The organism is Paludisphaera rhizosphaerae (genome assembly GCF_011065895.1).
Taxonomy (GTDB): Bacteria; Planctomycetota; Planctomycetia; order Isosphaerales; family Isosphaeraceae; genus Paludisphaera; species Paludisphaera rhizosphaerae.
On sequence record NZ_JAALCR010000031.1, the window covers coordinates 17,059 to 38,992 of the forward strand.

Annotated in this window: 17 protein-coding genes; 11 read left to right on the forward strand and 6 right to left on the reverse strand. The window is 66.4% G+C overall.

The window, feature by feature from the left end:
• The first annotated feature begins 22 nt into the window (after window positions 1-22).
• Entirely contained in the window at window positions 23-2,560 is a 2,538-nt protein-coding gene (locus tag G5C50_RS26990) for a WD40 repeat domain-containing serine/threonine protein kinase (RefSeq protein WP_165074090.1), read from the forward strand.
• Between the two features lie 106 nt (window positions 2,561-2,666).
• Window positions 2,667-2,870: a hypothetical protein gene (locus G5C50_RS26995; RefSeq protein ID WP_165074091.1), complete on the forward strand. Its 204-nt coding sequence runs from the start codon at window positions 2,667-2,669 to the stop codon at window positions 2,868-2,870.
• Window positions 2,871-2,887: 17 nt separating this feature from the next.
• On the opposite strand, the gene G5C50_RS27000 is transcribed toward G5C50_RS26995, so the two are convergent.
• Window positions 2,888-3,745 carry a hypothetical protein gene (locus G5C50_RS27000; RefSeq protein WP_165074092.1) on the reverse strand — a complete coding sequence of 286 codons (858 nt, stop codon included), beginning with the start codon at window positions 3,743-3,745 and terminating at the stop codon, window positions 2,888-2,890.
• 374 nt (window positions 3,746-4,119) lie between these two features.
• Here G5C50_RS27000 and G5C50_RS27005 point away from each other — a divergent pair, with 374 nt between their 5' ends.
• The gene (locus tag G5C50_RS27005) at window positions 4,120-5,322 is read left to right on the forward strand and encodes a HEAT repeat domain-containing protein (RefSeq protein ID WP_165074093.1); all 1,203 of its coding nucleotides are present in this window, start codon (window positions 4,120-4,122) and stop codon (window positions 5,320-5,322) included.
• 79 nt (window positions 5,323-5,401) lie between these two features.
• Here the strand turns inward: G5C50_RS27005 and G5C50_RS27010 are convergent, their stop codons facing one another.
• Complete coding sequence (locus tag G5C50_RS27010) at window positions 5,402-6,406, reverse strand: DUF1570 domain-containing protein (protein WP_165074094.1); 1,005 nt, start codon at window positions 6,404-6,406, stop codon at window positions 5,402-5,404.
• 237 nt (window positions 6,407-6,643) lie between these two features.
• On the opposite strand from G5C50_RS27010, the gene G5C50_RS27015 reads away from it, so the two are divergent.
• From G5C50_RS27015 to G5C50_RS27025, 3 genes are read left to right on the forward strand one after another with little or no spacing between them, the layout of a single operon-like run.
• Window positions 6,644-7,309 carry a 3-keto-disaccharide hydrolase gene (locus tag G5C50_RS27015; protein ID WP_165074095.1) on the forward strand — a complete coding sequence of 222 codons (666 nt, stop codon included), beginning with the start codon at window positions 6,644-6,646 and terminating at the stop codon, window positions 7,307-7,309.
• A gap of 10 nt (window positions 7,310-7,319) precedes the next feature.
• Window positions 7,320-7,931 (forward strand): ECF-type sigma factor, encoded by a 612-nt coding sequence (locus tag G5C50_RS27020; protein ID WP_165074096.1) that lies wholly within the window; start codon window positions 7,320-7,322, stop codon window positions 7,929-7,931.
• Complete coding sequence (locus tag G5C50_RS27025; RefSeq protein WP_165074097.1) at window positions 7,925-9,730, forward strand: serine/threonine-protein kinase; 1,806 nt, start codon at window positions 7,925-7,927, stop codon at window positions 9,728-9,730. Before G5C50_RS27020 ends, G5C50_RS27025 begins: the two co-directional genes overlap by 7 nt.
• Here G5C50_RS27025 and G5C50_RS27030 read toward each other — a convergent pair.
• The gene (locus G5C50_RS27030) at window positions 9,696-10,679 is read right to left on the reverse strand and encodes a bifunctional riboflavin kinase/FAD synthetase (protein ID WP_165074098.1); all 984 of its coding nucleotides are present in this window, start codon (window positions 10,677-10,679) and stop codon (window positions 9,696-9,698) included. The two genes, G5C50_RS27025 and G5C50_RS27030, sit on opposite strands and share 35 nt — an antisense overlap.
• Before the next feature lie 109 nt (window positions 10,680-10,788).
• Window positions 10,789-12,648, reverse strand: coding sequence for a hypothetical protein (locus G5C50_RS27035; protein WP_165074099.1), 1,860 nt, complete (start codon window positions 12,646-12,648; stop codon window positions 10,789-10,791).
• A 453-nt stretch (window positions 12,649-13,101) separates the two neighbouring features.
• On the opposite strand from G5C50_RS27035, the gene G5C50_RS27040 reads away from it, so the two are divergent.
• Window positions 13,102-14,736 (forward strand): FHA domain-containing protein, encoded by a 1,635-nt coding sequence (locus G5C50_RS27040; protein WP_165074100.1) that lies wholly within the window; start codon window positions 13,102-13,104, stop codon window positions 14,734-14,736.
• 15 nt (window positions 14,737-14,751) lie between these two features.
• On the opposite strand, the gene G5C50_RS27045 is transcribed toward G5C50_RS27040, so the two are convergent.
• Window positions 14,752-15,717 carry an AAA family ATPase gene (locus G5C50_RS27045; RefSeq protein WP_206107875.1) on the reverse strand — a complete coding sequence of 322 codons (966 nt, stop codon included), beginning with the start codon at window positions 15,715-15,717 and terminating at the stop codon, window positions 14,752-14,754.
• 202 nt (window positions 15,718-15,919) lie between these two features.
• Between G5C50_RS27045 and G5C50_RS27050 the strand changes: the two genes are divergently transcribed.
• The 4 genes from G5C50_RS27050 (at window position 15,920) to G5C50_RS27065 (ending at window position 20,274) form a co-directional block, all read left to right on the forward strand.
• Window positions 15,920-16,747, forward strand: a complete 828-nt coding sequence (locus G5C50_RS27050; RefSeq protein WP_206107876.1) for an alpha/beta hydrolase — start codon at window positions 15,920-15,922, stop codon at window positions 16,745-16,747.
• 132 nt (window positions 16,748-16,879) lie between these two features.
• On the forward strand, window positions 16,880-17,692 hold the full coding sequence (locus G5C50_RS27055) for a methyltransferase domain-containing protein (protein ID WP_165074102.1): 813 nt from the start codon (window positions 16,880-16,882) through the stop codon (window positions 17,690-17,692).
• A gap of 196 nt (window positions 17,693-17,888) precedes the next feature.
• A complete protein-coding gene (locus G5C50_RS27060; protein ID WP_165074103.1) occupies window positions 17,889-19,466 on the forward strand; it encodes an amino acid permease in 1,578 nt (525 codons plus the stop codon).
• Between the two features lie 22 nt (window positions 19,467-19,488).
• Window positions 19,489-20,274 carry a CDP-alcohol phosphatidyltransferase family protein gene (locus G5C50_RS27065; RefSeq protein WP_165074104.1) on the forward strand — a complete coding sequence of 262 codons (786 nt, stop codon included), beginning with the start codon at window positions 19,489-19,491 and terminating at the stop codon, window positions 20,272-20,274.
• On the opposite strand, the gene G5C50_RS27070 is transcribed toward G5C50_RS27065, so the two are convergent.
• Entirely contained in the window at window positions 20,228-21,667 is a 1,440-nt protein-coding gene (locus G5C50_RS27070) for an MFS transporter (RefSeq protein ID WP_407673609.1), read from the reverse strand. The two genes, G5C50_RS27065 and G5C50_RS27070, sit on opposite strands and share 47 nt — an antisense overlap.
• Window positions 21,668-21,934: the final 267 nt, after the last annotated feature.

The window sequence follows — 21,934 nt, forward strand, 5'->3', positions numbered from 1 at the left end:
CTGCGCTCCCGGGAGAACATCCGTGCCGAATAACGACGATTCGGATCTGGCCGTCGGCCTGCGGGCCCTCCGCGAGGGGTTCGTAGACACCGAGGCGCTCCTGGCCGCCTTCGAAGCCTGGGAACGCGAGCCCGGCGCGACGATGGCCGAGATCCTCCGACGACGGACGCGGCTGACCCCGGCTCAGCTCGCCCGTCTCGCGGAGCCCTCGTCGGCTCCCGTGTCGACCGAGACCGTCGCCTACACCGGCCCGCCGATCGAAGCGGGCGGCGACGTCCCCGAAACGCCGACGCCCACGCCCGCGACCGGCCGATACCGCGTCGGCAAGCTCCACGCGCAGGGGGGCCTGGGAGTGGTCTTCGAAGCCCTCGACCTGGAGTTGGACCGGAAGGTGGCCCTGAAGGAGTTGCAGCCCCGCCACGCGCACGACGAGATCTGCCAGCTCCGATTCCTCCAGGAGGCCGAGATCACCGGCCGGCTGGAACACCCCGGCGTCGTGCCGGTCTACGGACTGGGGCGGCACGCCGACGGTCGGCCCTACTACGCGATGCGGCTCGTGGAGGGGGAGACCTTCCATGCGGCCGTCGTCCGCTTCCACCGAGCCGCTCGTGGGGAGCCGAGGGAAGGGCGCGAGTTGACCTTCCGCCGCCTCTTGCGGAGCGTCGTCGAGGTCTGCTACGCCCTGGGATACGCTCACAGCCGAGGCGTCGTCCACCGCGACGTCAAACCCGAGAACATCATGCTCGGCCGCTTCGGCGAAACGCTCCTGCTGGACTGGGGCATCGCCAAGACGCTCGACTCGCGGGCTCCGGACGCGTCCCCTCCCCTGCCCCTTTTCGACCATGATCCCCGCGCCCTGCCGTACATGACCCGTCCCGGCTCGGCGATCGGCACCCCCGCTTACATGAGTCCCGAGCAGGCGGCCGGGGACGTGGATCGGATCGGTCCGGCGAGCGACGTCTACGGCGTCGGCGCGACCTTGTACTTCTTGCTCGTCGGCCGGCCGCCATTCGTCGGCGAAGATCTCGGCGAGATGCTTGAGCAGGTCAGCCGAGGAGTCTTTCCCTCCCCCCGCCGCGAGCGCAAGGACGTCGACGCCGAACTAGAGGCGATCTGCCTCAAGGCGATGGCTGTACGTCCAACCGATCGCTACGCCTCGCCGCTGGCGATGGCCGACGCCCTGGAAAGCTGGCTGGCGGCGATCCGCTTCCGCGACGAACAACAGGAGGCGCTCGAGGCGGTCCGCGAATCCCAGGCCCGGCTGGCCGTCGAAAGGGCCTCGACGTGCTTCCACCGCGGCCGAGACGGCGAGGGGATGCTCTGGCTGGCCAGGGCGCTCGAACGGGGCCCCACCGACCGCGACCGTGGCATTCGCACCAGCCTCTCCGCCTGGCACCGCCGCGACAAGATGGTCGAAAGGACGATCGCGCACGTCGGCGAGGTCCACATCCTCCGGTTCAGCCCCGACGGCAAACGTCTGGCGACCGCTTCGGCGGACGGAGTGGTCCGGATCTGGGACGTCTCACGATCCACGCCCCTGGGAACTCCGATGGTCCACCCCTGCCCGGTCCGGGCGATGGAGTTCTCGCCCGACGGACGACGCCTGGCCACCGGCTGCGAGGGGGGCGTCGTCCGGCGCTGGGACGGCCTTTCCGGCGAGCCCCAGACCGAATCGTCGGCCATGGGCGCGGGGGTCGTCCATCTGTATTCCGGCGGCGACGGCTCGTGCCTGGCCGTGCTGGATCGGGAGGCTCGGGGATGGCTCCGCGACGTGGACGCAAATCTCGCCGTGGCGGAGGATCCACGGCCGCTGCTGGGCTCGGCTCGAGAATTGACGGCGCTCGGAGGGTCTCTCCTCGCGTTGGCGACCGGCGACGGCGAGGTGTGGGCCTGGGATCTCCTGACCCGCCGCCGGAGCGAACGTCCGCTGGTCCACGCCGAGACCGTCACCGCGATCGCCGCATCATCGGCGGGCGATCGCGTCCTGACCTGTTCCCACGACGGGTTGATCCGGCTCTGGAACCTGTTCGATGGGAGCACCCTCTTCGAGATCCCCTGCCACGACGAAATCGCCTGGGTCGGGTTCAGCCCCTCCGGAGAGACCTTCGCGACGGCGTCGAAGCTTGGCGAGGCCAGGCTGCACTCGGCCCGCGATGGATCGCCGCTCGGTGAGCCGTTCGTCCATGACGGACGGGACGTCTCCCCCGTCTTCCATCCGGAGGGATCACTGGTCGCCTCGCGCGGCCGAGACGGCTCGGCCCGCCTGTGGGACGCCGCATCGGGCCTGGCGGTGGGGCCGTCGATGTCTCAGGGGGGGCGAACGCTGGCCCTCGCCTTCGCCCCCGACGGCCGTCGGCTGGCCGTTGCCGGCTCGGACGGGTCAGTCAGGCTCCGTAAAGTCCCCGAACCCGCCCCGGGCGACGTGGAGCGGATCGGCTGCTGGGTCCGGGTCGCCGTCGACCTGGATTTCGAGGGCGAGGTCGTTCGCCCGCTCGACGCTCTCGCCGGCTGGGAGATGCGCCGGCGGTTGCATGAGATGGGCGGGCCGCCGGTCAAATAGGCGGGGGGTCTTGGAGGATTCTGCAAAATATCGACCGGCCGGCGGCGAATCGGTCATCGACAGAGCGCCTCGAAACCGTCCCCCACCCCTCCATGAGGGTAGTCGCATGCAGCACGTCGAAGTCGCGGGGAGCCTGCTCAACGTCCTCCCCTGGTTCGCCTGGATCGCGTTGGTCGCCATCCTTTCCGGGGCGGTGAGCGGCATCGTCAAGATGATTATCACGCACCGCGAGCGGATGGCCATGATCCGCTGCGGCATGGACCCCGACGCCCCCCACCGTAAGCCGGTCTACGAGGACGCCGAGATCTGATGCGGACGGCCCGTTCGTCAACGGCGACGGGCGTCCCCCTGAGCCTGCGAGGCGTCCGCCATCACGACCGGCCGGCCTTCGGAGGCGTCCGGGCGGCGATTCTGGGCGACGAACGTCCGGAACTGGGCGCGGGTCTCCGGCGTGGCCTCGGGCTCGCGATTGGCGACCTCGGTGGCCCAGTTCGGGTAGCTGACCACCAACCGCGTCATCAGCGAGATGAACTGGCCGGCTTCTTTCACCTGGTCGTCCAGCAGCCGCTCGACCACCGGACGGAAGGTCCGAGCCAGAGTCTTCCAGCCCTTGGAGTCGACCTTCACGAACGCCTCGACGTCGTGCTGGATGTACGGCTCCTTGTTGACCTCGCGGTAGTAGCCCGCACGCAGGATCAGGACGACCCGGGCGTCGATCCGGGTTGAGCCTCGCGTGCCGCCGACGTAGGCCAGGTTGGCCAGGACGACGTGGATCTTGGGCGACCGCAACACGTACTGCCATGCCGCCGAGGAGCCCGACCCGTCCTCGCCGGTGTAGCTGTCGGGTCCAGTCCGCTTGATCCGGACCGGGTTGTCCGCGAGATCCTTCCACAGAGCCAGCGTGATGGCCGGCTCGTTGACCAGCGAGAGATAGAGCGAGGGATCGCAGGGGAACGCCTCGGAGTCCCCTCGGCGATGGAAGGTGTGATCCCGGATGACCTCGCTGATCGACTCGCGGAACTCCGCCGGGATCTGCTCGAGCGGAACCACCTGGGAGGGCTCGGTCCGACTCCAGCCAATCCCTGCCCCCGTCGCCGCGTGCGTGAGGCCGATGGAGAGGGTCAACATCAACCCGACGGCCTTGCCGACCGCCGATCGCAAGCGATCGTCGCCAGTTCCGGTCATAGCGCGCTCCATCCTGTCTCGGCCGCCGCTCCCGCGTCGGCTACTCCTCGGGACTCCGTCCCCGAGTCTGCCTCTCCACACTCCTAGGGATCGGTCGATCGGCCCTGAATCCTGACCGGATCCCAAGCAAACCAGGTAATTTCCGCACCCCAAGAAAAACCAGGCAACTTAGGAAGACCCTAAGATCGCGTGAGGTCCCTGGGACATGTAGTCGGATCTCGCGCGCGTCGGCCGACGCGCGGCGAAACTGGAGGCGAAATCGAGATCGATCTTGCCGACGAGGCGTTTGTCACTAAGATCCACGCCCATCACTTGGAGCGCGCGATCGGCGCGGGAATCACGGACAGGTTCCGACAAAAGGCAAGGAGGCCGACATGCCACAGCGAAGCGGGGCTGGACTTTGGATCAGAGGCGGTCTGGCCGTCGTTGCGGCCGGTGCGGGCCTGGTTTTCACGGCGAGCGGTTGCGGCTCGGCGAGCGACCCGAAGTCCGCCGCCACGACGTCGCCGACGAAGACGTACAGCGACTCCAACTCGGTTGAGGAGTTGGCGGCCGGTCTTCGTGAGGGCGACGCCCGAGCGCTGGAAGAGACGCAGAAGCGAGTGGCCGGCAAGGCTGACGCGCCTCGCGCCGCCGTGGCCGATACTGAGATCGGCGGATTTCTCGACCTGATCTCGGGGATCCGAGCCGGCTTCTTGAAGTTCCCGCCCGCCGGCCGAGGCGCTGCCACGGTCGTCGCCGGGACGATGATCGAGCGGTTCGGCGCCGATCCGGCCCCGGCTCGGTTCATGGAATCGTTGAAGCCGATTCACGACATCTACAACGCGGCCCTGTCCGACTCCAATCCGGACGTCCGCTTTGCAGCCCTGGGCCAGACGAGCAAGTTCTGGTCGTGGATTCCGGGGCGGACTCTCTCACAGGAAGACGAGAACTCCGTCGCCGTCTGGAAGGAGAATCTCCACAAGCCGGTCGTCCGCTGCCTGGCCTCCAATGACGTCCGCACCCGCGCCGCGGCGGTTTACTCGCTCGGCTTCCTGCCGATTGACTCGGCCGCCGCGCCGGCCCTGGCGCACCTGGACGACCCGGCCGTGGAAGTCCGTCGCCAGACGATCCTCTCCTTCGCCTCCCGTCCCACGCTGCTGAGCGAAGACCTTTTGCTCCAGCGGATCCACGACAGCGACGGCCCGATCAGCAGCGCCTCGATCTCGGCTCTGAAGCTCCGGGGTCTGAGCCAGGAGCAGATCAGTCTGGGCGGCTTGATGACCAGCCCCCGCGCTGACCAGCGAGCCTCGGTGGTGGCCCTGGTCAAGGACCGCACCGACATCGATCCCGTGATCTGGCTGCTGCGGCTCTCGCACGACGCCGACCATTCGGTCCGGATGCAGGCCGTTCAGGCTCTCGGCGAGCGGAAGACCGAGGACCCCGCGGTGAAGCGACGAATTGTTGAGATGGCCAAGTCGGACGCCTCGTCCGACGTCCGAGAAGCCGCCGCCAAGCTCATGCCCTCGAACGAGGAGACGACCGCCTCGCTCCCGCCGCTGCCGGGCTCGACGCTGTTGAACCCCAAGGCGAACTGAACCTGAACCGGGGTCGGAAAACAAACCACACCGGCGCGGTCCCCTTACACGAGCGGGCCGCGCCGTCGGCTTTTCGAAATCAAATCGATCGGACCAAACTCACGGCATGGGCCTGGAGATCGCGATCCAACTCGTTGAGATCGCCGAGGAATTGCTTGGCATCGTCGAGGCGGTGGTCGGGTTTCGTACGTGACCGCACGGCCTTGAGGTACTCGCGGAAGCCGACGATCCGGTCCTTGTCGTGAAGCAGCAGGTGCGCCAGAGCCCACGATTCGGCGTATGCGAGCATCACACGGCCGAAGGAGCCGGACCGGAGAATCACGTCGGCGGCGAGAAGTTCGCGGGCCGGGATCCAGGGGATGCTGCGGCGGAGCTTGGCCAGATCGTCGGCCCGTTGCAGGTTCATCCGGCCGAGTTCGCTGGGACCGATCACCTTGCGCGGTTCCCCGTAGGTTCCCAGTCCCTCGATCACCGCGAGCGGCACGTCGGCTGCCCTGTCGAGCAACCCCGTGTTGAAGGTCAACTGGTGGGTCCCCTCGTGGGAGACGGTCTGGACGTTCTTGCTGGCCGCTCGGCTGGCCATGGGAACGTTCCGCCAGTCAAAGACGCTCAGGATGTTGGTCGTCTTGTCATACATCCCGACCGGCTGGGGACCGCCCTCCATCAGCGACGGCATCTTGTGAAAGCGACCGAACGAACGATCGTCGCGGAAGGCGACCACAATCAACGGCTTCGTCGGTTCGTGGACGTCAAAGCCTCGGTCCTTGAAGTGCTGGAGATACTCCAGCAACAGCATCTCGCAGTCCGTAAGGCTCGACCTCATGAACGACTCGGCGGCGTCGCCGATCGCCAGGTAGTGGTTCGATCGCAGCTTTCTCGGCTCGCCCAGCCCGGCCTCACGGACATTGCGGACGATCTCGTCGGGATCGACGTCGCGGACGACCAGAGGCGTCGACGTTGACGGGGCAACGTCCTGGAAGGCGGCCAAGGTGCGTCCGACGCACCCACACCCAAGTACGCCCGCAGCCGTCGCGCGGAGCCAGCCCCGCCTGTCAATTCCTCCGTCGTTCACTCTGGTCGCCATGCCCGCTCTCCTGCATTGCCGTGCATCCGCATCCAGATCCAGCCCTTTTATCTTTCTTCATCATAGGGCGCGGCCTTCCAGGAAATCGTCGAGAACGGGCTCGAGCGTGCGACGAATCCGCAAAGGCCGACTGTACGCCAGGTCGACCCGACGGGACGGTTCGATTAGCATCGGGTGGATCGACCGCCGGACGCGGCGATCGATGGAATGAGCCGCTCGTTTCGCAAGGAGTCGGGCATGCCGAGCATTCTGGCCCTCATCATCTGCTTCGGGGCCTTCGCCGCGGAGGAGCCTCCCCCGAAAGCCCCGGAAGCGCGTTCTCTGTTCGACGGGGCGACTCTGGAAGGCTGGGAAAAGACGGACTATTACAAGGCCCAGACGCTCAATGTCCGAGTGGCCGACGGTGCGATCGTGCTCCCAGTGGGCGACTCGCTCTCGGGCGTGACGACGACACGCAAGGACTTGCCGACCGCCGACTACGAGCTCTCTTACGAGGCCATGCGGACTGAAGGGAACGATTTCTTCGCCGCCGCAACGTTCCCCGTTCGCGACGGCTTCCTCACGTTCGTCAACGGCGGCTGGGGCGGGAATATTACCGGCCTGTCCTGCCTTGACGGCGCGGACGCCTCGGAGAACGAGACGACCACCGGATTCACCTACAAGGACAAGACCTGGTACCGCTTCCGCATCCGCGTCACGGCCGACGCCGTTCGATGCTGGATCGACGACAAGGAGATCGTGAAGGTCGACGTCCGGAACCGCGAACTCTCGACGCGGATCCAGGTCCGAGCCAGCGAGCCGATGGGCTTCTCCGCGTGGGATTCCGCCGGCCTCGTCCGCAAAATCGCGATCCGACCGCTGACGAAGGCTGAAGTCGCCGCCAATCACGTCGGCGAGCCCTGAGGTTCAGCCCATGGCCGAGGAAGACCGTGGATCAGTCACCCACTGGCTGGGCGATCTGAAGGTAGGCGATCTGGCGGCCGCGCAGCCGCTCTGGGAACGCTACTTCGGCAAGCTCGTCGTGCTCGCCCGCGCCAAGCTCAAGGGCCTGCACAAGACGGGCGCCGAGGGCGATGAAGAGGACGCCGCGCTCTCGGCGTTCAACAGCTTCTGCGCCGGGGCGGCGGGCGGGAAGTTCCCCAAGCTCGACGACCGCGAGGACCTCTGGAAGCTGCTCGTCGTCATCACGGCGCGGAAGGCGTTCGCCCAGGTGGGACGCGAACGCCGCCTGAAACGGGGCGGCGGCCGGCGTTCAAGCGACGCCGACCGCGATCCCAAAGGTCTGGATCTCCTGGCCGGCTCCGAGCCCACCCCCGAGTTCGCCGCGATGGTCGCCGAGGAGTTTCAGCGCCTGCTCGACGCCCTGGAGGACGACGGTCTCCGCGAGGTCGCTCTGCGTCGGATGGAAGGATACACCTGCGACGAGATCGCCGAGCGACTCGGTTGCGCGCGGCGGACCGTGGCCCGACGGCTCGACCTGATCCGCAAAACCTGGTCTCACGGCGAGGACGAACCCGGATGGTGAACCGTCAGTCGGCCCATGTCGACGGCCCGGAATCCCTGGCCGCCGCGCGACGAGTCCACGCCGCCTGCGAGCGTTTTGAGACCGACTGGCGAGCCTCCGCACGCCCCCGAGTCGAGGACTATCTGGGCCCTCCCGACGACCCCGCTCGACCGAAGCTGATCGAAGAGCTCGCCGGTCTGGAAATCGAACTCCGGCGCGACCAGGGGGAGCATCCCTCCAGGCGCGAGTATCTCGAACGCTTCCCGTTCCAGGCCGACGTCGTCGCTCGTCTGTTCGGGCATGATCCCGCTGAGTCTGATACGGAATCACTCCTCTGTCCACCGACGCTGACGGACGAAGCGCCCCGGCCGATTTCTCCGTCATCGTCCGCGCCGCCCGCTCAGGGAGAACGGTTCGGGCGTTACGAATTGCTCTCCGAACTGGCCCGAGGCGGCATGGGGGTCGTCTACAAGGCCCGCGACACGATCCTCAACCGCGTCGTGGCGATCAAGATGATCCTCAGTGGGGCGATGGCCACCGACTCCGAACGCGAGCGGTTCCGCCGCGAGGCCGCCCTGGCCGCGAAGCTCGACCACCCCAACGTCGTGCCGATCTACGAGGTCGGCGAACAGGATGGGTTCCTGTACTTCACGATGCGGCTCATCGAGGGCGGCAGTCTGGCCGGCCGCATCCAGGACTATCGCGACGATCCCAACGCCGCGGCTCGATTGCTGGAAGTGCTTGCAAGGGCCGTCGAGTACGCCAACGGCCTGGGCTTCATCCACTGCGACCTGAAGCCGTCGAACATCCTCATCGACCGCGACGGCTCGCCCCAGATCACCGACTTCGGCCTGGCGCGCCACGCCGCCGAAGCGAGCGGCCTAACCGCTTCCGGCGCCGTCATGGGAACGCCCAGCTACATGGCTCCGGAACAGGCCTCGGGCGATCGCACAAACCTCGGCCCGACGACCGACGTTCACGGCCTGGGAGCGATCCTCTACGAACTCCTCGCCGGCCGGCCGCCGTTCCGGATGTCGACGACGATGGAAACGGTCATGCAGGCGATCTATTGCGACCCAACCCCTCCGCGAGAGCTTCGCCCGAGCGTACCTCGCGAGTTGGAGTTCATCTGCCTCAAGTGCCTTGAGAAAGCCCCCGCCGAGCGTTACGCCACGGCCGCCGCACTCGCCGACGACCTCACGCGATTCCTTCAGGGAGATGCGATCGACGCCTCCGGACCGTGGCAGAAACTCCGAAGGTGGGCGCGGAGGGAGCCTGAGATCGTCGCCCGTTTGTCAGGCCTGGGACTCGTCAGCATCCTGACCGAGTTGAACTACCGGTTCTTTACGCCCCACCCCGACGCCCGTGCCCACGCCTGGGTTCAGACGGTGCTCGGCCTCTGGGCCCTGCTGACCTTGCTGTTCCAGCAGTTGCACCGCCGCGGCTGGCAGTCCGATGCCCTCCGTGGGGGCTGGATCTTCGGCGACATGGCCTGCCTGACGATGCTCCTCTGGATCATGCGCGACCTGGATACGCCGCTGCTTGTCGGCTATCCGCTGATGATCGCCGCGTCGGGGCTCTGGTTCCGCGAGAGCCTGGTGTGGCTCACCGCGGCCCTGGCCATCGCCGGCTACGTTGCCCTGTATGCGTTGGCAGGCCTGCACTGGGATGCCACGACACCCGGCTGGTCCAGGCCCGACGCCCTTCCTTACGCCAACGTGTATCTGGCTTGTCTGGCGCTTACGGGCTACGTCGTCTCGCGGATGGTCAAGCGGATTCGGGCGATCAGTCAGTATTACGAGGTTCGCCGACAGGTCTGACCGGATCGACGTCCTGGACGATTCGGCTCGCCAGCTCGATATCCCGGCCGATCTGTTCCAGCAGATCGTTGAGCCCGGCAAAGGCGCGGGTGGGCCGGATCCGCTCCAGGAAATCGAGTTCGATGGTCCGGCCGTAGAGGTCCGCCTTGAAGTTGATCAGGTGGGCCTCGACCTTGAACCGCTGCTCGCCGAACGTCGGGTTGGGGCCGATGTTGCAGGCGGCGGCGTGGCGTTCGGGAGGGCCGCCGCAAGGGTCGGGAACGCGGGCCACGGCCGCGTAAACGCCCTCGGCGGGGATGAGGACGTCGATCTCCTCCAGGTTGGCCGTCGGCACGCCGATCCCCGCTCCCCGGCCGGCTCCGTGGGAGACGACGCCTCGGATCCGGTGCGGCCGGCCGAGCAGCCGGCGGGCCTCGGCTACGTCCCCTTCGGTCAAGTCCTGCCGGATTCGCGAGGAGGAGATCAGTCGGCCGCCGTCTGTGAGGGGCTCGGCGACGTGGAGCGACACTCCTGATTCCTCGCACCACTCGCCGAGGATCCGGACGTCCCCTCGTCGATCGCGGCCGAAGAAGAAGTTAGGCCCCTCGACCATCCCCCGAACGCCGAACTGGCGAATCACGACCTGCTCGAAGAACTCCCGCGCGGAAAGCCCGAGCAGCCAGGGACCGGTGTGAAAAACGGCGACCTCGTCGACGCCTGCCGCTTTCAACAACTCGATCTCACGTTCCATCCAGCTCAGCGGCTCCGGTGCCGCTTCGGGACGGAGAAGCACCGCCGGGTGGGGATTGAAGGTGACGGCTATCGCTGGAACGCCGGCGTCGCGGGCGCGCTGGACGAGTTCGGAGATCAGGCGGGCGTGGCCGCGATGGACGCCGTCGAAGTTGCCGATCGTGACAAACGCACTTCGCGCCCGGGCGGGGAAGTCATGGACGTTCTCGATCGTGATCACCGACGCGAATCCCCCGCCTTTGCCGAACCTCTCGAATTCTGGAACGTCCGCCTCGAAGGCCTCGTCCTTGAGAAATTATCACCGGGCCGGCTGGACTCGGTCAATCCGGTCAAAGCTCACGGATGTAGTCGGCGGCGAAGGAACGGACGTGCTTGCCGTTCAGAACGTGGAAGGTCCTCAGCCGCTCGATCATCTGACCGCTAAAGCGTTTGAGAGGAAGATGGACGATCTTTCGGCCGTAGGAACGAGCCAGTCGTCGCCAGGATGCCCAGGGCGGCCCCGGACTGACCACGGCGACGTGGCGGTCGCGGCTGTGGAGAAAGCCGGCGGCGAGCAGCCGCTCCTCCAGCGTGTCGAGCCGGGCGATCCGGGAATCGGTCCAGATCTCCGGAATCGGCCGCGCGGGAAAAAGGAAAAGAGCGCCGCCGTACTGGGCCTGAGCAATCCCGGGCCCGATCATGTTCTGGAAGGGGTCGGTGGCGTAGAAGGCCAGCGTCGATTCCTCGGAATGCTCGGCGTACCAGGTCGCTCGGTTGGTGTAGACCTTGGGGTCGGCGGGGACGTCGAAGAGGAAGACGACGACCTCGATCGAACCGCGTCCGGGGGGGACGACCTTCACGTAGACGTCGCCGGTGTGCCAGTTGCGGAGGGTCTCCCGGATGTCCAGGCCGTCGCGGACGCTCGTGGTGAACTTCTCCGACCGCGCCAGGTCCGCGCCGAGGATCGCCCGGGCCTGCTCTTTCACATGACGGTGGAAGCTCTCGATTCGATCGTCCTCCGGCGGCCACGAGCACATCCCGTAAGGATCCCAGCGCTGAAGCCATCGCTTCCGCTCCGGTTCCTGGGGCCGGGGACGCAGCCGGCAGGTGCGCCAGGTCGTCGCCTGGCCGGGGAGCCGGTTGACGACCGTCGCGAGCCCCCAGCCGGGAATGTCGGCGCGGCCGACTCCCATGCGAAACACCCCGGGATCGTCCTCGTCGCGGACGTCGGGGAGGGGCTCGGCATATGCGTACTCGCGAGCGGTTTCGGCGACGGCCAGGGCGAAGTCGTCGCCGGCCGTCTGTCTGGCGGCGGTGACCAGCGTGTAGAGGTCGGGCGTCAGTCGACGGTCGATGAGGGCGAGGTTCCGGACGTACCGCGAGAGCGTCGCCAGCAGCGAAGGCGTCACCCGCGCCGCAAGCTTCGGCCGGTCGCCGCGAAGGGACTCGCGAGCCTGGAGAATCAGTTCCTTGATCCCGTCGACCGAGAGATTGTCGTCGGGCGTGAGTTCCCGTCTCCCTCGTTCATACAACGCGGTGAGGAACGGCAACTCGCCGAGGAAGAATAGCAAGGTCCCGGGGTCGACGCGGTGGCTCGCGGTGGACTCGAAGACAGGTTCCGGCTCAGGCGCTTCGAGCTCACGACGGTAGGCGTCGCGGATCCAGGGCCAGTCGAGGATCGAGCAGACGAGAAGCGTCAACTTCCGCCTGCGCGAGATCTCGCGAAGGCGAGAGGCCATCCAGGCGATCCGCTCGGTTTGAAAGCCCTCGCTGGGCCTGGGAATCGCTGGCAAAAGAGCCGCGGAGAACCGCTCGACGGACACCCGTTTGAGGGCGTAGGGGTCTGGGAAAACTCCCTGCACGGCCTCGAACCGCGGAGAGTCCAGGTCGATGTACTCGCGTGGGATCCGCTCGCCGATCGCCGTCCGGATCGCCGCGACGACTCCCTGGCAGGGGTCGATCGGAACAAAGCTGAACCCCTCGTCGCCGACATCCTGCCGAACAACGGCCGAGATCTCCGGAAGCCGTTCGACAGCCTCCTCAACGTCCTCCTGAAAGGCCGGCGGCAACGGCACGGCCACAGCGTCATATGGCCGAGCAAGCAACTCCTCTCGGACGCGAATTGCGAAATCTCCCGAACCATGAACAATCGGTAAGACGCGGATCCCCGAAGCGATTGTCAGAAAATCGTCCGCAACGGCTTTCGGCATACGTCCCCCAGCGTGCTCGGCGCGGTTGGTCTGCGTCTCCACGGCCAGTCTACCAGGCCTCGCCGCGACGGGCGACGCAACCTGAGGTTGGTTGCGTCTACGTCCTTCCGAACAAAATTCAAACCGGCTGGGACGGCCTCCGGTGGAATGTCGCCTAGTGAGGTTGTGAGCCAGTGCCGAGGGCCGCGAACGAGCGGTCAGGCCCGGCCCACAAGGGAATCCGAAACGGCTTCCCGAGCTGTGAATCCTTCCCCCTTTTGGGGAGCGTCCCGACGTTCGGTCGGGGCCTCCACCTGTGCCGAAACTTAACAAAACGCAACCACGGGTTCGGTCTGCGCGCCCGGGTTGCTTGGTCGTGACCGTCCTGGCCGATGGACGTGACGCGCCGACGCCTGAGTGCGCCGTCGGTGCTCGTCGTCGGCCCGTCCTCGATTCCCGCGGAGCGTTCCGGCGATGGCCCAAGGCGAACTGATCCTCATGACCGGCGACGCCTCAGCCTCCAAGGGCAAGTCGCGGAGCGTCCGCCTGACCGCAGCGCCCGAATCGGCCGCTCTCGACCGCCGATTGGAGGACTGGATCACCCTCAACCTCGACCCCGAGGTCGAGCGGCCGGCCACGAACTTGTGGACGCAGTTGGTCGGCAATCTGCCGACGGCCCGCAAGAAGCCCCGCAGCGACGGGAAGCCTGAAAAAGGCTTCAAATCGCGGGGCGGCTGGGATCGGTTCAGCGTCGTCTACAAGCGGGGAGTGACCATCGTCCGACTCACCGACCGCAACCTCGTGCAACAGGCCGACATCAACGAACTGGCCGACGACCTGCGCGACCTGATCGAGGTCGGCAATCACCGGATGGTCCTGAACTTCTCCAAGGTCGAACGGCTGGGAAGCTGGATCGTTGCCGCCGTCGTCGACGCCCATCGTCGCTGCGAGGCCGTCAGCGGGGGTCGGCTGAAAGTCTGCCACCTGGAACCACAGCTTCGCGAAATCTTCAATCTGATCGGGATGGGTCGTCGGATCGTCGTCTGCCCCGATGAAGCCGCGGCGCTCGAAAGCCCCTGGCCTGGCTCCGCCCCGCGGTCGCTGCCGGTCGACATCATCGAGGCTCTTGCGGCTGCGTCCGCTCTGCCTCCCATCGGCGGCGGCGCCCCTGTCGACGCCTCCGGAAGCGCGGACAGCGGCGTGATGGAGTTGGAGCTCGGCCCCGAGCCCGAGTCCCGAAGGCCCATGCTCCTCCCCGGCGAGCGTGAGTCCCGTCCCGATCGTCCGCTCGACGGCAAGGTCTGGCTCCGCGTCGAATACGAAGGGTTCGAGGGCCGCATGCTGGCGATCAGCAAGAAGCGGTTCCTCATCGGCCGGGACCACGGCAGCCAACTGCGGCTGGGCTCCTCGAAGGTCAGCAAACGCCACGCGAGCATCGAAATCCGCGGCTCTCAGGTGTTCGTGCGAGACCTCGGCAGCACCAACGGCACCCAGGTCAACGGCGAAACCCTCCATGACGCCGAGGTCGAATTGCACACTCTCGACGAGGTGGTCGTCGGTCCGGCTCACTTCAAGATCTGGGTCGGCGTCACGCGGGAAGAGATGGAGCAACTCGGCGCGATCGAGCCCTCCTGGACGGCTCCGCCTGAACCCGTCGTCGAAGAAACGCCCCCACTCACCGAAGCTGCGCCGACCGACGAGGTCTCAACCTACGACCCCGAGGAGGCCGACCCGGCCTCGCGGATCAAGCACGAGGTCGTGCAGGACGTCCTGGTCGTGACGCCCGTGTTGACCGACCTCGACGATGAGGCGGCCAACGAAGCGCTCCGGCAGCGGCTGATCGACCTGGCCGCTCAGCCCGTGCCGCGGCGGGTCGTCCTGGACCTGGAATTCGTCGGCCGGATGTCGCGACGGACGATCGGAGTGATCCTGGCGCACCACCTCCGGCTGGAACAGGCGGGCGGCGGCGTTCGGGTCTGCGAAGCCCATCCCCGGATCATGGCGTTGCTGGACCAGGTCCGCTTCACCATGCTCGTCGACTGCTTCCCGGGCCGGGACGAAGCCGTCCTCGCCTCGTGGAACGCTCCGGTTCGTCCCGGCTCGAATTGAGCCGCCGAGCTTCGATCAGTCCTCGTCCTCCTCGTCATCCTCCTGGAGGTCGGGGTGGAGCGGATCGTCAGGGTCGAAGAAGAGATCGCCGAGCCCAAAGGGGGCGTGTGCGCTCTCCTGCGCCCGGCGCTTGCGACGCGAGAGGGCGTCGAGGTCGGCCGCCTCGTCGCCTAGCACCTTGGACAGCGCCTCGCGCCAGGCGGCGTCGCGGCCAAGGGGGTGCTCCCGGTCCTGGGCCATCCGCTTCAGCGCGAACCGGACGATGTTGATGCCGTCGCGCGGCGAGAAATCGAGCTTCAGCGCGTGGGCTTCCTGGAGGAACTCCACCGTGATCGCCAGCAGTTCGGGCTCGGCGAACGGGAGATGGTACTGGAGGATGGCCATTTCGTCGTCGCGGTCGGGGAAACCCAACTCCAGGGTCGGCTGGAGGCGAGAGAGGATATAGTCGGGAACCTCGTAGGTCGACTCGTCCTCGTTCATCGTGACACAAACGCGAAACTCCGGGTCGGCCGGGATGGTAATCCCTGCGACGATGCTCTCGACGTAGCGACGGTGATCGAGGAGTGGGGCGAGGCTCGCCCACGACTTCTCGTTCATCCGGTTCCCCTCGTCGAGCACGCAGACGCCGCCCGTGAGCATGGCCGTGACAAGGGGAGAGGCGTGATAGGCGATCTTGCCGCTCTCCGCAAGCACCGGCGTGACGATCAGATCCTCGGGGCGGGTGTCGGCCGTGCACTGGGAGATGTAGAGCGGCCGGCCGCGGAGCTTGGCAGCGGCCGTGGCGAGGGTCGTCTTACCGATCCCTGGCGGCCCGACCAGCCTGGGCGAGAGCGGACGATCCCGAGGGTCGACCGTCAGCCAGCAGGCCGAAAGTTGGCGCAAGACCTCGTCCTGGCCGATCCATCCTAGATCCGTGGAGGCAGGCTCGGCCAGGTGGAGCGTGACGCCGCCGATTTCCCGAGTCTTGTCGCCTGCGCTCATGATGATCAAATCCTTCCTCCACAGCTTTCGCTCGCCGACGCTCAACGACGGCATTAAGATTACACGCATGAACGAACCGGAGCCAACCCCGACTACAACCGAGGCCCCATCTCTCTCGCACCGACGCCGTTGGCGAAGGTCTCGAAGGTGGGCGATTACGTTCGTCGGACTGACGGCCGCGTGGCTGATGATCTCATTCGCCGTGGCATTCAAGCTAACGCAGCGGAAGCACGCTCCTTATCCCGAACCGCCGCCGCCCGTCTCGTGGGCGAAGTTCGAGGGGCTGCGGTTGAAGACAAACGACGGCCAGGAAATCGGCGGTTGGTTCGCCGACGGTCGCTCGGACGCACCGACTGTCCTTTTCCTCCACGGCAACGGCGGCGGGCGAAAGCACTGCCTGGGCCGCGCGGAAATCCTGGCGAAAGAACTGGGCTGCGCCTTGATGCTGATCTCGCTGCGGGCTCACGGCGATTCGACGGGAGACTTCAACGACATCGGCCTGAGCGCCCGTCGCGACGTCGTCGCCGCGGTCGACTTCCTCCGCGACCGGCGGCCGGGCCAGCCCGTCGTCGTCTTCGGCGTCTCGCTGGGCTCGGCCGCGGCGGCCTTCGCCGGGGGGGAACTCGGCGACGACGTGGACGGCTACGTCCTGGAAAGCCCCTATCAGGATCTCACGACGGCGGTTCGAAACCGCACTCGCGCCGCGTTGCCGACGCCCTTCGAGCAGATCGCCTACGCGGGCCTGCGATTCGCTGGGCTCTTTCTGCTGCCGCAACTTGACGAGATCGCGCCGGTGAAGGCGGTCGCCGCGATTCCGGAGCGCGTACCGATCCTCATCATGTCGGGCGAGGACGACGACCTGGCGACTCCGGCCGAAGCGAAGGCGATCTTCGATCAGGTCCGCACACACGCCCGGCTGGAAAGCTTCCCTCTGGCGAAGCACAACAACCTCGCCGAGGTCGACCCGGAGCGTTATCGTCGGCTGATCGTCGGGTTCACGGCCGGCGTCCATCGCCCTGGCGGTCCTTGAGGACCCCTTTACAAGGCTCTCCCCCCCACCCCACAATACGGTCTTGCACGAAGCCGCCCCGCTCTTGCGATCCGCGTATGGGCCTGGGTCGGTCGATCTTCCTTCCTCACGCAATCCGAGCCTGAACCCATCATGAGTGGCACGCAAGCCGCGTCGGAAGCCTCGAAGCAGAAGTTCGACAACAACGGCCAGTACAGCCGGAACTCGATCCTCCGCTACGAGAAAATCTTCGGCGACAACTACATCAGCACCGGCGGTCCCGAAACCACCGACAACCTCACCGGCCGGCTCCAGGGCTTCCTCAAGCCGGGAGTCCGCGTCCTGGACGTCGGCAGCGGCATCGGCGGCGCGGCGTTCCACCTGGTCGAGAAGTACGGCGCGCAGGTCGTCGGCATCGACCTGGCCGAGGAAATGATCGCCGTCGGCCACGAGCGCGCCACGACCGCCGGCATGTCCGACAAGGTCCAGTTCATCCTGGGCGACGTCCTGGAGACGACGTTCCCGGAGAAGTTCGACCTCGCCTGGAGCCGGGACGCTTTCATGCACATCCCGGACAAGAAGAAGCTCTTCACCACGCTGTTCGGCCTTCTCAAGCCGGGCGGCAAGCTGATCATCACCGACTACGCTCGCGGCAAGACCCCCGGCTCGCACGAGTTCGAGGATTACATCAAGAAGACCGGCTACAGCGTCATTGAGCCGGAGCAGTACGGCAAGGTGCTGGAGTCCGTCGGCTTCACGGACGTCGTCGTCGACGACGCCACCGAGACCTTCGTCGACATCCTCAAGCGCGAGGAGAGGCGGCTGGTCGAGGAGCGCCAGACCTTCCTCAGCGACTTCAGTGAGAAGGACCTGGACTACCTGGTCGACCGCTGGAATATGAAGATCGGCTTCTGCAAGGCCGGCGACATGAAGTGGGGCATCTACCTGGCCACCAAGCCGGCCTGACCCCCAACAAGTTCATCAGGGAAATTCAACGTCGATCCGTCTCCAACGGAGACCATGCCCGCGCTCGCCGTGGGCATGAATCGGCGTGGGATATCGGCAAGTCCGTCGCCGGTCGCATGGCCACGACGAGCGTGGCCTTGACACCCAAGTCTCATCGAAAGCGAAAGTCGAGGGGCGACCAGCAGTGGAAAGCCGCATGCCGGGAACCGCGAACGACGACGTCCGCGACCTGGCGGCGTTCGGCTACAAGCAGGAGCTCGACCGCTCGCTGGGGAGCTTCTCCTCGTTCGCGGCGGGCTTCTCTTATATTTCGATCCTCACCGGCGTCCCGCAGATGTTCTACCTCGGCTACGCCGCGGGTGGGCCTGCGTGCTTCTGGACATGGCCGGCGGTGTTCCTGGGCCAGTTCCTGGTGGCGCTCTGCTTCGCCGAACTCGCCTCGGCGTACCCGCTGTCGGGGGGCGTCTACCAGTGGTCGAAGCAGGTCGGCTCGCCGATGGTCGGCTGGCTGACGGGTTGGGTCTATCTGGCCTGCCAGATCCTCTCCCTCGCCGCCGTGGCGTTGGCGTTGCAGAACACGATGCCTCAGATTTCCGCCTGGTTTCAGTGGTTCGGCGACGGCTCAAACCCCGTGGACCAGGCGAAGAACGCAGTACTGCTGGGCTGCATACTGATCGCTCTGACGACGATCATCAACGCCGTCGGCGTGCGGCTGATGGCGATCGTCAACAACGTGGGCGTCGCGGCGGAGTTGACCGGCGTCGTCTTGTTAATCCTGCTGCTTGGGGCGAACGCCCAACGAGGGCCGGCGCTCCTTCTGGACACCCAAGGACGCGGCGCGGGGGGCCCGACCGGCTGGCTGGCAGCCTTCCTGGCGGCGTCGGTGATGGCGTCGTACGTCCTGTATGGATTCGACACAGCGGGGACCCTGGCCGAGGAGACCTCGAACCCGCGTCGACGCGCCCCCTGGGCGATCCTCCGGGCCCTCGCGGCGGCCGGAGTGGCGGGAGCCCTGTTGATCGCGACCGGGATTCTCGCCATGCCTGACCCGACCGCCCCTGAGCTGAGTCAGGTCTCCGGCGGACTCCCCATGGTCATGAAGTCAGTGCTCGGCCCGAAGCTGGGAACCGTCTTCCTGATCGAGGTCGTCTTCGCGGTCTCGGTCTGCGCCCTCGCTGTGCACGCGGGGACCGTCCGCTTGATCTTCGCGATGGCCCGCGACAACAGCCTGCCGTTCGCGGAGGCTCTTGCAAAGGTGACCGGGGAAACCCGCACGCCGATCGCGCCGGCCGTCGTGACGGGAGTTCTGGCCGCGACCGTCTTGCTCGCCAATGTCAACGCCCCCAGGTTGATCGAGACGTTCTGTTCGGTCGCCCTGGTGTGGGCCAACCTGGCTTACCTCATGGTCACAGGGCCGATGCTGGCGAGCCGTCTTCGTAGTCGAAGCGAAACCGAAGAAGCCGAGCCCGACCCCGCCGGAGATCGGTTCAGCCTCGGCCGTTGGGGATTGCCGATCAATCTGGCGGCAGTCGCCTGGGGCGTCTTCGTGGTGGCTAACATGAGTTGGCCGAGACCCGAGATCTACGGCGACCACCCGATCGGCCGGTACGCCGCGGCGCTCGCGACGGCAGGGTTGCTATCGGTAGGCGCGGCCTGGTATTTGTCGGTCGGCCGCTTCCGCGCCGGCGTGCGGCCCGAACACGCGGCCGTCGAGGAAGAGTTCGAAGAACCGCCGCCGATCGGCATTCAGCTCGCGCCTGGGGAATCGTCGTAATCGCAGGATCGAAGGAACGAAGATGGTCGAGTCGCTAGCAACCGCCCCTGCCTCCAAGGTCAGCCTGCTCCGTCGCTTCCTCGGCTGGTGCGTCCACGCCTTCACGGCTTCCGGGATCGCCATCGCCGCTGTGATCCTGTACCTGCTCGTTCAGGGGGGCCCCGACGCGTTCCGCTGGTCGTTTCTGCTGATGATCCTGGCCACGCTCGTGGACGCCGTCGACGGCACATTCGCCCGCGCGGTCCGCATCAAGGAGGCCGTCCCGAGCTTCGACGGCCGACGGCTCGACGACATCACCGACTGGCTCACCTACACCTGCCTGCCGCTGATGCTCATCTGGCGAGCGGGACTCATCCCCGAGCACACGGTCCCCTGGCTCATCGCCCCGCTCCTGGCTAGCGCCTATGGCTTCTGCCAGGTCGACATCAAAACGCACGACGGCTATTTCCTGGGCTTTCCATCCCTCTGGAACGTGGTGGCGTTGTACATCTACGCCCTACCGGTTCCGCCCTGGCCAGCGCTTTACCTGCTGCTCTTACTGGCGTTCCTCACCTTCGTGCCGGTCAAGCATCTCTATCCGTCGATGCCGGGCAAACTGAATCGATTCGCCACGATCACCGGCGCCGTGTGGGGCGTGTTGGTCGTCGCGCTGGTCTTCCTACTGCCGACGTCCGCTGAGCCAGAGCGATCAACGGCCGAGCGCGTGATGGCCTACGGCTCGATGATCTATCCGGCGTTCTACATGGTCACGTCGTGGTACATCACGCTGAAGGGATGGGCTCAGCAACCGGCTCCGTCGACTCCCTGAGGTCCCATTCCTTCGCCAGCCGCTGCCCCTGCTCGACGTCCACCATCAGCAGCAACAGCCCTCCGACCACGAAGAAGCCGATGACCCCCAGGATGGCGTCGCGGCTGGAGCCGAACGCGAAGTTGATCGCGGCGAACATCGCCGGCCCGAAAATCCCCGCGAACTTCTCAAACACGGCGAAGAACCCGAAGAACTCGCCCGACTTGGACCGAGGAATGAGGCTGGCGAACAATGACCGCGAGAGCGCCTGGGTCCCCCCCTGCACCACGCCGACCATCCCAGCGAGCAGCAGGAAATCCCGCGAAGTCTTCATCCAGTATCCGACGATGCAAATGACGGTGTAGGTCGCCAGTCCCAGGAGGATGGTCCGTTTGACGCCGAACACGCCGGCCAGCGAGCCGAACAGGAACGAGCACGGGATCCCCACGAACTGGACGACCAGGATCGAGGCGATCATCGCGTTCTGATCGATCCCCAGTTCGTTGCCGTAGACCGTTGCCATGCGGATGATCGTGCCCATGCCGTCGTTGTAGATCAGAAAGGCCAGGAGCATCAAGAAGCCCTGGCGGCACCGACTCAGCTCTCCTGCCGTCTCGCGGAGGCGGGCGAAGGAAGCGCGTACCGGGTGCAGGTGAGCCCAGCGCTCGCCGCCGGGAACTCGGGGTTCCGGGACTCGACGGAACAACGGGATCGAAAAGAGGAACCACCAGACGGCCACCGAAACGAAGGCCAGCCGGATCCGAAGGGTACGCCCTGCCTCAGTCGGGGCGTCCTGCCCCGGCAGGCCGAACCATTCGGGCTTGGTGATCCACGCCAGATTCAGCGCGAGGAGAAGGCCGCCGCCGACGTATCCCAGCGCATAACCGGCCGTGGAGACCCGGTCGATCTCGTCCTCGTTCGCGATATGGGGCAAGAGGGCATCATAGAAGACGAAGCTGGCGTTGGCCCCGATGTTCGCCAGGATGAACAGCACCGAGGCCAGGATCCAGTCGCCGGTGTGGATGAAGTACATGGCGGCCGTGGCGATCAGGCCTAGCCCCAGGAATACACCCAGCAGCGGTTTCTTCCGGGACGTATGGTCGGCGTAAGCGCCAAGGACCGGGGATATCAGTGCGACGATCACCATGCCCAGCGTCGTCACCGCGGCGAACCATCCAGAAGCCACGTGGGGCGGTTCGCCAGCGCAGGCGACCTCCGAGTAATAGATCGGGAAGACGGCCGTGATGATCGTGCACATGAAGGCCGAGTTGGCCCAGTCGTACATCGCCCAGGCGCGCAGTTCGGGCCGGTTGAGCCCCAGCACGTGCAGCCAACGACGGCCGGGCGAGGCCTCGTCGCGCGTCTCAAGCTGATCCGCAGCCATCTCCGGCGCCTCCTTGTTGTCGGACGACATCGCCCGCGGTCTTGTTCTAAGTTCGTTCCCGCAGTTTGGCTAGGGCATCTTGCGGAGGCCGACCCACGGCCCCTTAAATCCAGCTAACATAGCGAAATGTTGGTGGACAATCCGCACCTTCGAGGCGGATAGTTAGGGGGGTGAGCGAGAGCGGCCCTCCAGGATCGGCGGCCCGCCTCAGGTGATCGCACGACCCGATGCGAGGCCGTCAGGGGACGGTCGGCCGGTGTCGCTCTCCCCGAAGTCCTCCATCCCAGCGGGTTTGCC

Coding starts and splice junctions, on each gene's coding strand:
- G5C50_RS27045 (WP_206107875.1), bottom strand. CDS start 15,717: ATGAGCGCAGGCGACAAGACTCGGGAAATCGGCGGCGTCACGCTCCAC.
- G5C50_RS26995 (WP_165074091.1), top strand. CDS start 2,667: ATGCAGCACGTCGAAGTCGCGGGGAGCCTGCTCAACGTCCTCCCCTGG.
- G5C50_RS27025 (WP_165074097.1), top strand. CDS start 7,925: ATGGTGAACCGTCAGTCGGCCCATGTCGACGGCCCGGAATCCCTGGCC.
- G5C50_RS27015 (WP_165074095.1), top strand. CDS start 6,644: ATGCCGAGCATTCTGGCCCTCATCATCTGCTTCGGGGCCTTCGCCGCG.
- G5C50_RS27005 (WP_165074093.1), top strand. CDS start 4,120: ATGCCACAGCGAAGCGGGGCTGGACTTTGGATCAGAGGCGGTCTGGCC.
- G5C50_RS27070 (WP_407673609.1), bottom strand. CDS start 21,667: ATGTCGTCCGACAACAAGGAGGCGCCGGAGATGGCTGCGGATCAGCTT.
- G5C50_RS27035 (WP_165074099.1), bottom strand. CDS start 12,648: ATGCCGAAAGCCGTTGCGGACGATTTTCTGACAATCGCTTCGGGGATC.
- G5C50_RS27055 (WP_165074102.1), top strand. CDS start 16,880: ATGAGTGGCACGCAAGCCGCGTCGGAAGCCTCGAAGCAGAAGTTCGAC.
- G5C50_RS27010 (WP_165074094.1), bottom strand. CDS start 6,406: ATGGCGACCAGAGTGAACGACGGAGGAATTGACAGGCGGGGCTGGCTC.
- G5C50_RS27065 (WP_165074104.1), top strand. CDS start 19,489: ATGGTCGAGTCGCTAGCAACCGCCCCTGCCTCCAAGGTCAGCCTGCTC.
- G5C50_RS27000 (WP_165074092.1), bottom strand. CDS start 3,745: ATGACCGGAACTGGCGACGATCGCTTGCGATCGGCGGTCGGCAAGGCC.
- G5C50_RS27040 (WP_165074100.1), top strand. CDS start 13,102: ATGGCCCAAGGCGAACTGATCCTCATGACCGGCGACGCCTCAGCCTCC.
- G5C50_RS27020 (WP_165074096.1), top strand. CDS start 7,320: ATGGCCGAGGAAGACCGTGGATCAGTCACCCACTGGCTGGGCGATCTG.
- G5C50_RS27060 (WP_165074103.1), top strand. CDS start 17,889: ATGCCGGGAACCGCGAACGACGACGTCCGCGACCTGGCGGCGTTCGGC.